This is a genomic window from Aequorivita aurantiaca, from assembly GCF_030410135.1.
In the GTDB taxonomy this organism is placed as follows: domain Bacteria; phylum Bacteroidota; class Bacteroidia; order Flavobacteriales; family Flavobacteriaceae; genus Aequorivita; species Aequorivita aurantiaca.
In genome coordinates this window covers 1-15249 of sequence record NZ_JAUGQQ010000004.1, presented here as the reverse complement: position 1 = coordinate 15249, position 15249 = coordinate 1, and the positions used below count along the sequence as shown (strand labels likewise).

Genomic DNA, 15249 nt, shown 5'->3' with positions numbered 1-15249 from the left:
ATTTGCCCGGCTTCCATCAAAAAATTTCAATAGCACATTCAACATTGAAAGAGAAATTCTCATAAGGGCCCCAATAGGAAACGGGAGAATAGCCCCCAATAACGTAAAGGCCATTACTGGTAATCAATGGATAAAGCGGATATAGCTTGGTTTCAATGGTTTCAAGCAGTTCAAAAGTGTTGGCCTTAAATTTATGGATAAGTTTTTTGCCCTGTACGGTAGCATAAATATTGTTTTGTGAGTCATATGCAAATTGAAAATATGGCTCTCCCGCAATTGTGGAAAGACTCGCAAGTTTGGAAAGATCGCTCATTCTAAAAATATTGCCGTCCCGTCCTGTAACCAATTGGGTTTGGCTACTATTAATTGCAAGAATATTGGCATCCACATCATTGCCATCCAAAGCCCCATCGGTGTAGGCAAGGTTTACGGGATCGCAGAAGGAAGTTCCCGGGCAGTTTTGCGGGGTAAACTCATAAATGGTCGCGCCCGTTGAATTGAACCCGTCATAGATGCACAAAATGTCGGTATCATTCAGCGCGATCATTTCTTCGGGATTGAAACCCCAACCAAGCCTTGTGCTTATTCCCGTGGACAAGGTCATAAAATTTATTACCTCCCCGTCAATATAATAAAGCCTATCGGCGTTTACGGAAAAAGCATTCACCCTATTGCGAACGTTCAATTGGTAATTGGCTTGCGTTTCGTAATCCGCGGTGTTTAGCTGGTCGATGTGACCATAGGAATTGACGAAGAACAATAAACTGTTTCGTATAAAAAACCGATTGTAATAGCTAAAGGCATTATCAAAAGATTTTTCTGCCACGATGGAATTTTGGATGGCGTTGTATTTTTTCAATAGATTTTGGTCCATTCGGTCAATTAAATGAAAATCATCCGGATTCAATGGATCCTGCTTTACTTGGTATGGCACTGTTTTTATGAGCACAATATTTCTGGTGAAGGTTTTCAATTCACTTTCCAGGGTTTGCATTCCCAATTCTGGCTGATTGTCATCGCGGTAATCTATACTTAAAAAGTAGGATACTTCTGGGTAATAGGGCACGTCAAGATCGGTATAGGTTTCACTGTTCGAAGGAATGTTGTCTATTGTTTCCGGATACGAAAAATCTTCTGAAGTCTGCCGCATAACCGAGATACCCTGGATAATAATATTTTCTGGCTTTGAGAGCCGCCAATCGAGAACCATTTGGGAATATGAAGGCTGGAAATTTGTAATCTCCACCCTTAATGGTCCATTTGATTCGTCGTCTGAGGTATTGCAGCTTATTAATGTAAGGATGGCAAATGCCAGGCAAAGTAGGTTCTTATAATATTTCATTGAGTATTTCCTTTCGCAATCGGTTAGTGGTGGTGTTGTTTACGTTGTTTCTACTTCCGTGGAAATAGACTTCGCCATTAAGCACAAAAAAATTATAAACCCTATATCTAAAATTGCCATAATAAATATTCATTCCCTGTTGGGTTATCATATTATACAGCGTGTCTGTGTAATTATATCGACCACCCAATGGGGTGTTTTGGTAGATAAAGAAAATCTGTCTGTTCAGAACAGTTACGGAAAGGTCTGGATGTATTACGAAGGTTTTATCGTGAAGCCCATAATTTATATATCTTTTGCCTTCATCAAAATATGCAGTGGCAGTTCCTCCGCCATAAATGTCAACCAAAGGAAGTTCGCTAAAGGTACTTTCGGGCAGCGACTCCCATTGGCCGGTAGATTTGGTAAACTTGAATTTTTCCCTTGAAACGGTTGGATTGCCATTGTTGTAATACTTGCCACTCACGAAATAAAGATTGTGGCCTACCGTAAACAATATTGGATAAATAATTTCCGAAGGGGAGGGCAGTGGCATAATTGTTTCGGAAAATGTATTCAGGTTGAAGGCCACAAGGCGCATAGGGGTTTCGGAATCATCGCGAACATACAGATAAGCGGTATCTTCCTCGTCGTAAACTACGTCATTTAAATAGCCAATATATTCAAAGTTGGAAACCTGATGCCATTTTTCATCACTTGATTCAAATTTCTTTAACACGTAGTGGTTTTCCGGTTCAGTTTGCGTCATCACAAAACTATACGCAGCATTGTCGTGAACAAAGATAAAGTTTGGTCCATAGTCATTTGCATCTACCATAATGGAGTTATCCTTTATTGCCACGTCGCAGGCAAATGTTGTGGAAAGCCCCGCAGTTTCATAGCGTATTTCCGTAAATCTAAATTCAGAAAATGGACCGGCGGGTACATCAATAAATAGTTTATCATTTTGGGAAGTAAAATAGGCGGGAATATCATTGATGAAAACTTTGCCTTTTTCGTAATCAGGATTAAAATTGGCTCCTATCACTTCTAAAGTGCCGCTAATGTATACTTCCTCTTGCACCACTTCTTGAATTATGGGAGTTTTTAAGGTAAGCGATATTGTACTCGTAACTTCCTGCAATTGGGCGGTGAGTTTTATTTCAAGTTCAGAAGTATCAATATTGGTGGGAATATTAATGACAACGTTGCCCAGATCTGCATCTACAATTATTGCCGGAACATTGTTAACGGTAACCTTTACAAAATCTTGATGCAGGTCAAAATGAAATCCCTCAATAGTCAAATTTTCCCCAAAAGTCACAGTATTTGCGCTATACCCCGTTATTTGCGGTGTTTCTAAATGGAAAGTATTTTCCAGTATCGTTCTGTTGTTTTTTAAATCGATTACTTTTAGAATTGGGTTGTAACGTTCCAAGCTTCTCGGAACCATTACCTGCAATTCAGTTGAGGTTAGTTGTATTATTTCGGCTTCTTCCAAATCAAAAAATACTTGGATCATTCCATGTTCAAAATTGGTGCCTTCAATATTGATGGAACCTCCCAGCAGCCCCGATTGATGAAACGTTGAAATATTCGCGGTAACTTCAGCTTCGTCGTCCTTTTGGCAGGATAGTACGCCAAGAACTAAGAGAAAATAAATTGGGAGGATTCGGTAAGTTTGGTAAATCATAATTAAAAAGGTTGGCGACAAAAATATAAAAATATCTTAAAATACTGTTAACAAATTAAAGATGCTAACTTTCCACAGGCGAAGCGAATTAAAAAATGTTGGTGAATTTAAAACGAAAACCTAAGCTGGATTTTAATAGTTTTGCAACCTCAAAAATTTACTATGATTTCAATAGATAACCTGGCGGTTGAATTTAGTGGCGATACACTTTTTAGCGATGTTTCCTTTGTTGTGAACGAAAACGACAAAATTGCCTTAATGGGAAAAAACGGCGCGGGAAAAAGTACGATGATGAAAATAATAGCCGGCGAACAGAAACCAACGCGTGGCAACGTACGTGCGCCGAAAGATGCCGTTATCGCCTATCTTCCGCAGCATTTATTGACGGACGATACCGCAACGGTTTTTGAGGAAGCCTCAAAAGCCTTCAAACAGATTTTTGAAATGCGGGACGAAATGGACCGATTGAACAAAGAACTGGAAACCCGCACCGATTATGAGAGTGATGCTTACATGAACATCATTACTAAAGTAGCCGAACTCGGTGAAAAATATTATGCGCTCGAAGAAATAAATTACGAAGCCGAAGTTGAAAAGGCCCTTCGCGGTCTGGGTTTCAAAAGAAGTGATCTGCACCGTCCAACTTCCGAATTCAGTGGCGGATGGCGTATGCGGATTGAACTTGCAAAACTGCTGCTTCACAAACCGGATTTGATTTTGCTCGATGAGCCCACAAACCACGTTGATATTGAATCGGTTATTTGGTTGGAAGATTTTCTTATAAACAAAGCAAAAGCCGTAATCGTAATTTCGCACGACAGAAAATTTATCGATAATATCACCAACCGAACCATTGAAGTAACAATGGGAAGGATTTATGATTACAAAGCAAATTACAGTCATTATCTGCAATTACGTGCTGACAGAAGGTCGCACCAAATAAAAGCATACGAAGAGCAACAAAAATTCATCGCAGAAACCCAGCAGTTTATTGAACGTTTTAAGGGCACGTATTCCAAAACCAACCAAGTGAATAGCCGTGAAAAAATGCTCGAAAAATTGGAAATAATCGAGATTGATGAAATTGATACTTCGGCTTTGGCATTACGTTTTCCGCCGGCGCAGCGCAGTGGCGATTATCCGGTGGTGGTTGAGGGGATGACTAAAAAATATGGCGACCAAGTAGTTTTCAAGGATGCAAATATGAGCATTTCCCGCGGTGAAAAAGTGAGTTTTGTGGGCAGGAACGGCGAAGGAAAATCCACAATGATAAAAGCCATAATGGGCGAAATTGATTTCGAGGGAAAATGTGCTTTGGGGCACAATGCCAAAGTGGGTTATTTTGCCCAAAACCAAGCCGCACTTTTGGATAAGGAACTTACCGTTTTCCAAACTGTTGATGAGGTTGCAAAAGGCGATATCCGAACGCAGATCAAGAATGTTCTTGGAAGATTTATGTTCAGCGGAGATGCTATTGACAAAAAAGTGGGATTGCTTTCCGGAGGTGAAAAAACACGTTTGGCGATGGTGAAATTATTGCTGGAGCCCGTAAACGTTTTGATTCTCGATGAACCTACAAACCACTTGGATTTAAAGTCAAAAGATGTTTTGAAGGAAGCATTGTTACAGTTTGATGGGACAATGATTTTGGTTTCCCACGACCGCGATTTCCTGCAGGGCCTTTCAGAAAAAGTGTTTGAATTTAAGGACAAACGCGTGATTGAGCATTTTGAAACCATCGACGATTTCCTTCAGCGCAATAGAATTGAAAATTTGAGGGAGATTGATTTGAAGGTTTGATTTTTAGATTATTGGATTTTTTGAGGAGATATGGTTGTGTGTTTCTAATTAAATTTACCTTTAAGTCATCAAAACAAATTTTTTTGAATGTGCAATCAATTCTTCAACCATCTCAATAAATTCACTGATATAAGTGAATCGGAATTTGATGAAATAATTTCTTTTTTCGAAATAAAAATATTCGGAAAAAAGGAAATTTTGATGGAAGCTGGAAGTATTTGCAATCGGCATTTTTTCGTTTTAACGGGTTGTCTACAAATGTATTACACCAATGAAAAAGGAGCAGAGCAAACCCTTCAATTTGCATTGGAAAATTGGTGGCTGACTGACAATCTCGCATTTCTGCAAAATCGGAAAACCGAGTTTTGTATTCAAGCCGTCGAAAATTCCGAAGTGCTTTGCATCGATTTTCAAAAACAGGAACTTCTATTAAAAAACTTTCCGCAGCTGGAACGATATTTTCGACACGTGTTTGAAAAAGCGTGTGGCGCTGCACAGATGCGCGTAAAATATATTTTCGATTTCTCAAAGGAAGAAATGTATCTCGCTTTCCGCCGTCAGTTCCCCGAGTTTATTCAAAGAGTTCCGCAGTATTTAATTGCTTCCTATCTGGGATTGACGCCGGAATATTTAAGCGAAATAAAAAGCAAAAAGTTTTCTTAAACCAGCTTAAGTTTTTTCCAAAGTATGGGTTTTACTTTTGTTGAAACAAATTAAAACCCTTCAAAATGGAAACAAGAATTCAAATAGACCAAGTAGAGCCGAACGCTTACAAAGCAATGTTTGCTTTGGAAAAATATCTGCAACAAAGCCAATTGAGCAAATCCCACAAAGAGCTGATAAAGATTAGGGCTTCCCAATTAAATGGTTGTGCGTTTTGTATTGATATGCACACCAAAGACGCACTGAAATTGGGTGAAAACCAACAAAGAATATTCCTTTTAAATGCTTGGCGCGAAACGGAACTTTTCACTGAAGAGGAAAGGGTTTTGCTTCAAATTACGGAAGAAGTTACCTTGATTCACAAAAATGGATTAACTTCAAAAACCTATAAGAAAGCGCTCGAATTTTTTGACGAAAACTATTTTTCGCAAATAATAATGGCGATAACAACAATAAACGCTTGGAACCGAATGGCCATAAGCACTCATAAACCTATAAGCAATTAACTATGAAAAAGCTGGGTATTTTATTTTTGGCAATAGCAATTGCCGTTATGGGGTGTAAAAACAAAACGGAAATAGATAATTCTTCGGAATCGCTGGAAGCTCAAAACCCTATATTCAACACGAAAGCCGAGGAATTAAAAAAGATAAACGATAGCCTGCCAATTATCGGACTGTTGATGTACGATGGCGTTTTGACAACTGAAGTTACGGCAACGATAGATGTTTTCGCAAAACCTACACAAGACGGGAAGCAGCTTTTCAATGTAATAACCATTGCAGAAACTGCAGATGCAATCGTGAGCGAGGAAGGTTTGAAAATAGTTCCGGATTATACTTTTGAAAATTGCCCGAAACTCGATGTGCTTTTCGTGCCGAGCGCTTATGATATGTATGCCCAGGTACACAATTCGGCAATCATAAACTTTATAAAGGAGCAAAACAAAAACACACAATACACTGTGAGCAATTGCGCGGGCGCACATTTAATTGGTGAAAGCGGAATTGCCGATGGTAAAAAAATCGTTACATGGATCGGCGGTGGCGAAGAGCTTCAAAAGAACTATCCGAACCTAAATGTTCAAAATGATAGTGTTGTGAGATTTGTGGAAGATGGCAAGTTTTTATCTTCAAATGGAAATCTTGTGAGCTATATTTCAGCATTGAATTTGTTGAAGAAAATGGCAGGGCAGGAGCAGGTTGATTTTGTGGAATCGTATATTTACTTGAAGGAATTACAGCAATGGAAAGAATGATTATCACTTAACAATAAACAAGTATCAAATTCTTATATTTCCAATCATCCAATCATCCAATCATCCAATCATCCAATCATCCAACAATCTAAAAATCTAAAAAATGAGTTTATTTGGAAAAATACTAGGAAACGCAAGTGAGGTTTCCGCAGAAAAATTAAATGAGAAATACGGTCGACTGTTAATCGCTGGCGAAGTAGTGGAACTTGGTTTCTCGCTTTTTCGCGATGTGTTTATGTTTACGAACAAACGCTTGATTTTAATAGATGTGCAAGGATTAACAGGAAGTAAGGCAGAATATAAATGTTTGCCCTATAAGCACATTTCAAGATTTTCGTTGGAAACGGCGGGCACATTTGATTTGGACGCCGAACTGAAAATTTGGATTTCTAGCGAAGACTTGCCAACGGTGAGCAAAAAATTCAACAAAAGCATTGATATTTACGAAGTGCAGCGGTATTTGGCAGCAAAGGTTTTATAAAACCAATTCTGAAAAAAGACGTTCCAAGGTAGCGTCTAAGTCATCGCTAAACCCATTGTGCGGTCGCGAGGTTTGAAGTGAGGAGCTGCGCTGTGCGGTTAACCATCGGAACCTATCGGCTTTTTCCCATTGCGCCACTGGACCTCCGTCTTTTAAACCGGAACAAATTTTTCCGAAGGCTTTTAAATTGTTTTCTATTTCTCCAACCTCCAACTCGCAAGAAAAAAGTTTAAGTTTTTCGACATCGATTTGGTGTTTGCAGTTTAAAAATTTCGCGCCCTTGCTGAACAGAATTATCCCCACGTTCAGAAATTCCTCCCGTTCCACGCGAGGCACCAAACGTATAACCGCATATTCATACAAGTTTTTCCCGGGCATCCTGAATTTGTTTTACAAAGTTGTTTGCATTGTTTCTTCTCATCAGCAAAAATTGATAATATACTTCCCTAATTTCTTCGGAATTCATTTCAATGCCTTCCCACTGCAGCCAATCGGAAGGGATTAGATTTGTTATTTCCCGCAATTTTTCATTCGGCAATAGTGCAATCAATTCAGAATTTATAACATTTACGGCCGAAGCCTGTGGCAAAAGAACGTGGTCTTTTATATACGGAAATGGGCTAGTGGCAGCTTTTTCCCAATTGTCCCACGAGTGGTGAAAATAAAATGTAGCGCCGTGATCTATAAGCCACAATTCTTTATGCCACATAAGCATATTGGTGTTCTTTACTGTGCGGTCAATATTGGTTGTGAAGGAATCCAGCCAAACAATTTTTGATGCCAGTTTTTCATCCACTTGCGTTACTACCGGATCAAAAGTGAGCGCGCCGGAAAGAAAATGAAGCGCAAGATTCAAGCCTCGGCTTCCTTTTAATAAATCCTGTATTTCCTCGTCGCCTTCACTTCTCCCAAATGCTTCGTCGAGGTTTGCGAACACAAGCTCGGGAACCTTTAAGCCCAAAGTTCGTGCAATTTCTCCTCCTAGCAATTCGGCAATCAATGCTTTTACTCCGTGGCCCGCGCCGCGAAATTTCAAAACATATTTAAAATCGTCATCCGCTTCGGCCAGAGCAGGCAGGGAACCGCCTTCCCGAAGAGGCGTAATGTAGCGGGTAACGTTAACCGTGCGGAGTTCCAAAGGATTGTTTTTCATTTCAAAATTAATAGCCTTGGCAAAATTAAGGCTATTTGTTAAATATCTGCGTTTAAAATCTCTCGGAAGTATTTTTTGGTTGAGGAATGATTTCGGCCGGAATTACTTTTTAAAATTTGTATTTTCGCAAAAATCCAACTTTTAAAAACTTCTATTTTAGTGACCTTAACCATTGAAAACATTCTGCTTATTGGGTCGCTGTTGCTTTTCATAAGCATAATTGCGGGTAAAACTTCGTATAAATTTGGCGTTCCCACTTTGGTGCTATTCTTAGGAATTGGAATGCTTGCCGGAGAGGACGGCATAGGCGGAATAACTTTTGACGATCCGCATATTTCGCAATTGATAGGCGTAATCTCGTTGAATTTCATATTGTTTTCCGGAGGGCTCGACACCGATTGGAAAACCGTGAAACCCGTAATGAAAGAGGGAATCGCCCTTTCTACATTAGGCGTTCTGCTCACGGCATTGACCCTTGGCGGCTTTGTGTATTTTATTACCGATTTTACCATTTACGAAAGTCTGCTTTTGGGAAGTATTGTTTCTTCCACAGATGCCGCGGCGGTATTTTCTATTTTAAGATCGAAAAATCTTGCCCTTAAAACCAATTTGCGCCCAACTCTGGAAATGGAAAGCGGAAGTAACGACCCGATGGCATACGTGCTCACCATTGCATTTTTGGGCTTGGTCGTGAATCAGGACCAAGGTTTGGCCTCGATGATTCCCATGTTTTTCCAGCAAATGATTATTGGCGGAATTGCCGGCTTCGGTTTTGGAAAACTCAGCAAAATAATAATCAACAGAATTAAACTGGATTTTGAAGGGTTATATCCCGTGCTCGTCATAACGCTTATGTTTATTACGTTTTCGGCAACGGATTTTTTGGGCGGCAACGGATTTTTGGCCATTTATATTTGTGCGGTTTATTTGGGAAACCAATACTTAATCCACAAAAAAACCATCCTGAAAATGTTTGACGGACTGGCGTGGCTGATGCAGATTGTGCTGTTCCTAACCTTGGGACTTTTGGTAACGCCCACCCATATTATGCCCGTAGTTGGCATTGGGCTGGTCATTTCATTGTTTTTGATGCTGGTGGCCCGGCCAATCAGCGTGTTTTTAAGCTTGATTCCCTTTAAGATGAAACTGCGCCGACGCTTTTATATTTCCTGGGTGGGACTGCGCGGGGCGGTGCCCATTGTGTTTGCCACCTATCCTCTTTTGGCGGGGATTGATAAGGCAAGTATGATTTTTAATATTGTGTTTTTCATTTCGCTGACCTCCATTTTAATTCAGGGTACCACGCTTTCCATTGTAGCGAAATGGTTGCACGTGTCACTTCCAGCAAAAGCAAAGCCGAAGGATCCGACTGACGAATTTCTTTTGGAACACCCCAAAACCGAAATGCGCGAAATTGGGATTGATAATGGAAATATTGCGGTTGGCAAACAAATCGTGGAGCTACAATTTCCGAAAAGCGCAATAATTGCAATGATAAAGAGAGATGACAAATATATAACCCCCAATGGCGCGACTATAATTGAAGCGGATGATATGCTTATTGTGCTTTCCGATTCCAAAAAAGGAATCGATCAAGTCTTCGAAACCTTAGAAATAAGGGCATCGGCTCGGTAACTAAACAGTCTCTTCATCTTTAAGAAATTCACTTTTCTCAATACTTTTGGCATCGAATTTTGTTTTTTCCAAAGCAACTTCGAGTTCCGTATTTGTAAAATTTAAGTTGAAATGGAGGAGCACCCGGCTTTCAAATTCATTGATGAAATCGGGATATTCCAACGCCAATTTATTTGAAGAATTTCCTTTTTGAGCTGCAGCTTTATGGGCTTCCACCATTTCGAAAAGATAGGCATCAAAGGTTTCTGGTTGCGGGTTTTTTCCCAAGAAATATTTCTGAAGCAAATCAGTAGGGTGGTACCACCATTCCACAAATCCGCGTCCGTTTTTTAAGAGACTTTTCACCACATCGGCAGAATTTCTTTCGATGAAAATCCATGGAACATTTGGATAGGCTTTTTGGAACAATTCGATAAAAAATATATTCCAAGAAGTTAATTTGAAAATTACGTTTTTCGCATTTCCCAAAGGTTGCAGGTAAGCGGAAACAATAGTTGTAAGGCCACGCAAAACCTCCTCTTTGTCCAGTTTATAGAAAATGGCCGAAAGCAGCAGACCATTAATGGCTTCCGTTTCGGCAACTATCCGCGTTTGTTTTGAACTTTTGAGCATGTTGGACAGTAGCGTAGAGCCACAATGGGAAGTGTGGAAAATAAAGCCTTTCAATTTTAAAAATTCTTGATTCGGAAAAATAGGGTCAGCTTGAAGACGTAGTTCCTTTCGCTTTGGGTTTGAGCGTGGCTGCATGGCTGCGCCATCATTAAAAAACGGATATTCAAATACTTGAACTGGCAATTTTTCGCATACAGCCACAGGGTTTGGGCCTACTCTGGTATAAACTGGAAAATAAGGTTTTTTCAATGCTGTAAGTTTTTTTTAAAGGTTTGAAATTAAGAAAAACATATGGAAGGCGAATTTAGCCGTACAGATTCTTTTGATTATTTTTGAAACAAATAACATTCATGAAAATAGTAATTTCCCCAGCGAAAACGCTGGATTTTGAATCTAAACTTCCAACAACGAGAGCCACGCAGCCAAAATTTTTGAAAGAGGCCGAATTGATAAACAACAAACTGGAACACAAAAGTAAATCGGCCATCGCAAAACTGATGGACATTAGCGATAAGTTGGCCGAGCTCAATTATCAGCGATATAAAGAATTCCACATCCCTTTTACGAAACAGAACGCCCGCCCGGCCATCTATGCTTTTGCCGGCGATGTTTATTTAGGCTTGGACGCTTATACAATTCCTTCAGAAAAATTAGATTTAATGCAGGATTCTCTGCGCATCCTTTCCGGAATGTACGGTTTGTTAAGGCCATTGGATTTAATGCAACCCTACCGATTGGAGATGGGAACAAAACTACCTATAAATCGAAAAAAGGATTTGTATACCTTTTGGAAGAAAACAATAACTGAAACGTTGAACAATGAACTTGAGGAGAACGAACTTTTTCTGAATCTGGCCAGTGTGGAATATTTTAGAGCCATAGACGAAAAGAAATTAAAAGTCCCCGTTATTTCCCCGGTTTTTAAGGATTTTAAAAATGGGGAGCTGAAAATAATTTCTTTTTTTGCAAAGAAGGCCCGCGGAAGTATGGCCCGGTTCGCCATTGACGAAAACATTGAATCCTTGGAAACTTTGAAAGGTTTTGATGATGATGGCTACGCATACAGTGAAGAATATACTGAAAAGGAAAATGAGCCGGTTTTTATACGGTGATGTCCATAATTTTTAAATGTGAAACCAATTCATAATTTCGAACCACAAACCACAAACCACAATCCCAAATAGTAAATCGTAAATCAAATTGTTGTTCCACCACATCCACCCATATCCGCCCTTTATTCCTGAAAACGCTACAAAACTTATTGTTGGTACCTTGCCGCCCCCTCGGTTTACCACGGGAGAATTGAAGGAAGGGGATGTTGATTTTTGTTACGGCAGCCGTGACGGGCAGTTGTGGCAAATTTTGGACAAAATCTTTGGCCTGGATTTAAAGTTTGAAACAACCGCCCAGGCCATTGAACAGCGCGAACAATTTTTAAGGAAAAGAGGGATCGGGATTTGCGACATGGTGGCTTCCGCCAAACGGCTAAAAATAGATGCTTCTGATATTGGAATGATGGAAGTTGAGTTGCGGGATTTAATTGCAATATTAAAGCAACATCCTAAAATTGGCACCTTGCTTTTCACGGGTGGCAACAGTAAAAACGGTCCGGAATACTTTTTCCGAAAAAATATACGGGAGTATAATATTTCGATGCAACTTGTTTCGAACAATATTCCGCGTATCCACACTTTTCAGCTTCCCGAAAGTGATAGAGTCATAAAAACTGTTTCTTTAATTGCACCATCCGGTGCCGCAAATAGGGCAGTAGGTAGTCTTGCTGCCTATAAAAAAATGAAGGATAAATTTCCGGAAAAAACTACTATTGATTTTAGGGTAGCCTTATACAAACCCTTTTTTTAGTCCTAAAAAGAATACTTTAAATAATAAAATATTGCGGTAAATTTTATTTATTGTGATAAATTCTTTTAACTGGTTAGGATACAAATATTTAAGTCAGAATTGAGCAAAATATTTTGATAAAGTCCTTAAGAATTCCCTGTATATAAAGGCTGATCGGCCATCAAATAATTTGGCACTTAAGATAAATTAAAGTATTTTTAACGACATTTTAACTATTAATTTAAATTATCATTATGAAAAAAATTACCTTTTTGCTCATGCTGTTTCTTTTTACGGTGGGCAGCGCATTCAGTCAATGCATTGGAACGGTCCCGTACCTCACCCGGACGGCCGTTAACAATGGTACAGTTCAATCAATTTCAACTTGTAATTTTGGTGGGGATTACAACACTATCAATGGGTTGTTGGTAGGGAGTAATTATCAATTTACTTCATCTGCCGCTTACGTTACCATTACCGATTTAAGCAATAATCCCTTAGGATTCGGACCTTCACCAGTGGTGGTAAACAACATGCCGGTTACCTCCATTAGGCTTCATACCCATTCCAGTCCTTTCCCTACTTGTGGAACAGCTTCCACTTGTTTTACTACAACCTTACAGAATCTAACGCCGCCCCCGCCGCCAGCGAACGATTTGTGTGCAAACGCAATTGTTTTGACAGGTGATGGAACGGTAGCTGGCACAACAAGCAATGCAACCGTTGATACTCCAGTTGCCTGTAACGCTGTAAGCGTAACCGCGCCTGGCGTTTGGTATTCCTTTACAGATGTTAGCGGAGGTGGATCTTCCGTTACAATAAACACTTGTTCTGCTGTTGGATACGATACTAAACTTTCAGTATTTTCAGGCAGCTGCGGGGCATTAACTTGCGTAACCGCTAATGATGATGCTGGCGCTGATTGTACTATTAGTGGTAACAGAAGTGAAGTAACATTTATGACCGATGGTTCTTCAACATATTATGTTTTGGTACACGGCTTTAGCGCTAACTCTGGCAATTTTGAACTCAATATTTCTGGATTCCCAACCATTACAATGGGTGATCCACCGGTGATCGCTTGTCCTGCTGATATTGTAGTAAACAACGATCCTGGTACTTGCGGTGCTGTCGCGAATTTCGCCGGTGTTGCTTTTGATACAGAGGATGGAAATATTTCTGCCAATATTATTGCCACCCCACCTAGTGGATCTGTTTTCCCGGTTGGAAATACTATCGTTACGCTTTCTGTTACCGATAGCGATAACAATACCTCTACTTGTGATTTTAACGTTACGGTATTGGACAATGAAAATCCAGTTGCAGTTTGCCAAGATATTACTATAGATCTTGATCCCGTAACCGGTATAGCAAACATTACAGGTGCAGATATTGACAATGGCTCTACAGATAATTGTGGCATTGCATCTTTAACCTTGGATGTTTCTTCATTCGATTGTTCTATGACCGGTGCAAATACGGTAGTTATGACAGTAACCGATAACTCTGGCAACACAGCAACTTGTACTGCTACTGTTACTGTTCAGGACGTTACAGCTCCAGAAATAGTTTGTATTGGTGGCGTAGGAACATTTACTGAGTCTGAAGATTTTGAAGGTTCTTCAGTTCCTGCCGGCTGGTCAACGAACATTGTTTTAGGTTCTACGGATTGGTCATTTGGCTCGGGCGATATGCCAACGGGTGGTGATTTCCCAACAAATGCGGCCATTTTTGATGACGACGCAGCAGGTTCTGGCGATAATATTGCAGAATTACTGTCTCCAGTATATGATCTTACCGGCGCAACTTCCGCAGAATTATCTTTTGATTACGCCATACAGGATTTTATCGGTCTTGGCCTATTGCGTGGCGAAGTTTGGGACGGTAGTGCCTGGCAGGAAATATTCCTTGCTGACGATGCCGACGTTAATCCCACGAACACTGGTGCTATAGACGTACTTTCTTATGCAAACGCTAACTTCCAAGTAAAATTTACTTGGGATGATGAAACTGGTTGGAACTGGGGCGCAGGTGTAGACAATTTCTTGTTGACCTACGAAGCTGGTTCGGGCGGTGGCCTTGACGTTTACCTTGATGCGAACGGAATGGCTAGTATTGATCCTAATGATCTATTGATTAATGTGAATGAAGCATGTGGTTACACGGTAACTGCCGGTGGAGTTGGCGGTGGAACTGCTGGTTCATTGAGCACCTTATTTATTGGTACCAATGGAGGCTCTTCAGGTTGGACAGTAATGTATGATGTGACCGTAGGCCCAGCAGATATTCAGGTTACGGAATTGGATATTAATACTACAAGTACCTCAGCGTTTGATTTAGATTTATACGTTATTACGGGAACTTATGTAGGTAATGAAACCAATGCAGCTGCTTGGGGTGCTCCTGTTGCAACCGGCTCTGGAGTTGGTGCTGGCACTGACTTACCGAGCAATGTGGTGCTAGATGCGCCAGTAGTACTTTCAGCAAATACCACCTATGGGTTTGCAGTAGTAACAACAGGTGTTGGTCAACGTTATACTAATGGCGATGGTACAAACCAGAACTTCTCCAATGCCGATCTTTCCTTATCACTCGGAACTGCCGTGGCAGGATTGTTTACTGGCTCAGTATTCACACCACGCGTTTGGAACGGTACGGTTCATTATGAAACCCTTGCCAGTTCAGGCCTAGAATTCACGTGTGCAGACATAGGTGAAAATATTGTAGAAGTTACTGTTACGGATGACAGCGGTAATGTTTCTACATGTTTCGCTACCGTAAACGTTATTGA

The 15249-nt window shown here is 40.2% G+C and carries 14 protein-coding genes; 9 read left to right on the top strand and 5 right to left on the bottom strand.

Translation table 11 applies throughout. The features are described 5' to 3' along the window. Positions 1 to 16: 16 nt before the first annotated feature. A complete protein-coding gene (locus QRD02_RS07665) occupies positions 17 to 1342 on the bottom strand; it encodes a hypothetical protein (protein WP_290254353.1) in 1326 nt (441 codons plus the stop codon). Further along, positions 1329 to 3014, bottom strand: coding sequence for a hypothetical protein (locus QRD02_RS07660; protein WP_290254352.1), 1686 nt, complete (start codon positions 3012 to 3014; stop codon positions 1329 to 1331). The genes QRD02_RS07665 and QRD02_RS07660 overlap by 14 nt, the downstream gene beginning before the upstream one ends. A gap of 162 nt (positions 3015 to 3176) precedes the next feature. On the opposite strand from QRD02_RS07660, the gene QRD02_RS07655 reads away from it, so the two are divergent. From QRD02_RS07655 to QRD02_RS07635, 5 genes are all read left to right on the top strand, one after another. Continuing rightward, positions 3177 to 4814, top strand: coding sequence for an ABC-F family ATP-binding cassette domain-containing protein (locus QRD02_RS07655; protein WP_290254351.1), 1638 nt, complete (start codon positions 3177 to 3179; stop codon positions 4812 to 4814). Positions 4815 to 4901: 87 nt separating this feature from the next. Continuing rightward, positions 4902 to 5477 carry a Crp/Fnr family transcriptional regulator gene (locus QRD02_RS07650; RefSeq protein ID WP_290254350.1) on the top strand — a complete coding sequence of 192 codons (576 nt, stop codon included), beginning with the start codon at positions 4902 to 4904 and terminating at the stop codon, positions 5475 to 5477. Between the two features lie 65 nt (positions 5478 to 5542). Beyond that, positions 5543 to 5983, top strand: coding sequence for a carboxymuconolactone decarboxylase family protein (locus QRD02_RS07645; protein WP_290254349.1), 441 nt, complete (start codon positions 5543 to 5545; stop codon positions 5981 to 5983). A 2-nt stretch (positions 5984 to 5985) separates the two neighbouring features. Then, a complete protein-coding gene (locus tag QRD02_RS07640; RefSeq protein WP_290254348.1) occupies positions 5986 to 6735 on the top strand; it encodes a DJ-1/PfpI family protein in 750 nt (249 codons plus the stop codon). Positions 6736 to 6838: 103 nt separating this feature from the next. Then, on the top strand, positions 6839 to 7216 hold the full coding sequence (locus tag QRD02_RS07635; RefSeq protein ID WP_290254347.1) for a PH domain-containing protein: 378 nt from the start codon (positions 6839 to 6841) through the stop codon (positions 7214 to 7216). On the opposite strand, the gene QRD02_RS07630 is transcribed toward QRD02_RS07635, so the two are convergent. Both QRD02_RS07630 and QRD02_RS07625 read right to left on the bottom strand, forming a co-directional pair. Next, positions 7211 to 7594, bottom strand: coding sequence for a DUF3037 domain-containing protein (locus tag QRD02_RS07630; RefSeq protein ID WP_290254346.1), 384 nt, complete (start codon positions 7592 to 7594; stop codon positions 7211 to 7213). The genes QRD02_RS07635 and QRD02_RS07630 overlap by 6 nt on opposite strands. Next, positions 7572 to 8369 (bottom strand): HipA family kinase, encoded by a 798-nt coding sequence (locus QRD02_RS07625; protein WP_290254345.1) that lies wholly within the window; start codon positions 8367 to 8369, stop codon positions 7572 to 7574. The genes QRD02_RS07630 and QRD02_RS07625 overlap by 23 nt, the downstream gene beginning before the upstream one ends. Positions 8370 to 8528: 159 nt before the next feature. On the opposite strand from QRD02_RS07625, the gene QRD02_RS07620 reads away from it, so the two are divergent. Beyond that, positions 8529 to 10004: a potassium/proton antiporter gene (locus QRD02_RS07620; protein WP_290254344.1), complete on the top strand. Its 1476-nt coding sequence runs from the start codon at positions 8529 to 8531 to the stop codon at positions 10002 to 10004. Here the strand turns inward: QRD02_RS07620 and QRD02_RS07615 are convergent, their stop codons facing one another. After that, positions 10005 to 10865 (bottom strand): sulfotransferase family protein, encoded by an 861-nt coding sequence (locus QRD02_RS07615; RefSeq protein WP_290254343.1) that lies wholly within the window; start codon positions 10863 to 10865, stop codon positions 10005 to 10007. Between the two features lie 101 nt (positions 10866 to 10966). On the opposite strand from QRD02_RS07615, the gene yaaA reads away from it, so the two are divergent. From yaaA to QRD02_RS07600, 3 genes are all read left to right on the top strand, one after another. After that, positions 10967 to 11728 (top strand): peroxide stress protein YaaA, encoded by a 762-nt coding sequence (gene yaaA / locus QRD02_RS07610; RefSeq protein ID WP_290254342.1) that lies wholly within the window; start codon positions 10967 to 10969, stop codon positions 11726 to 11728. A gap of 91 nt (positions 11729 to 11819) precedes the next feature. Beyond that, complete coding sequence (locus tag QRD02_RS07605; RefSeq protein ID WP_290254341.1) at positions 11820 to 12479, top strand: uracil-DNA glycosylase family protein; 660 nt, start codon at positions 11820 to 11822, stop codon at positions 12477 to 12479. A gap of 233 nt (positions 12480 to 12712) precedes the next feature. After that, positions 12713 to 15249 (top strand): HYR domain-containing protein (locus tag QRD02_RS07600; protein ID WP_290254340.1); only part of this gene is annotated, 2537 nt, incomplete at its 3' end.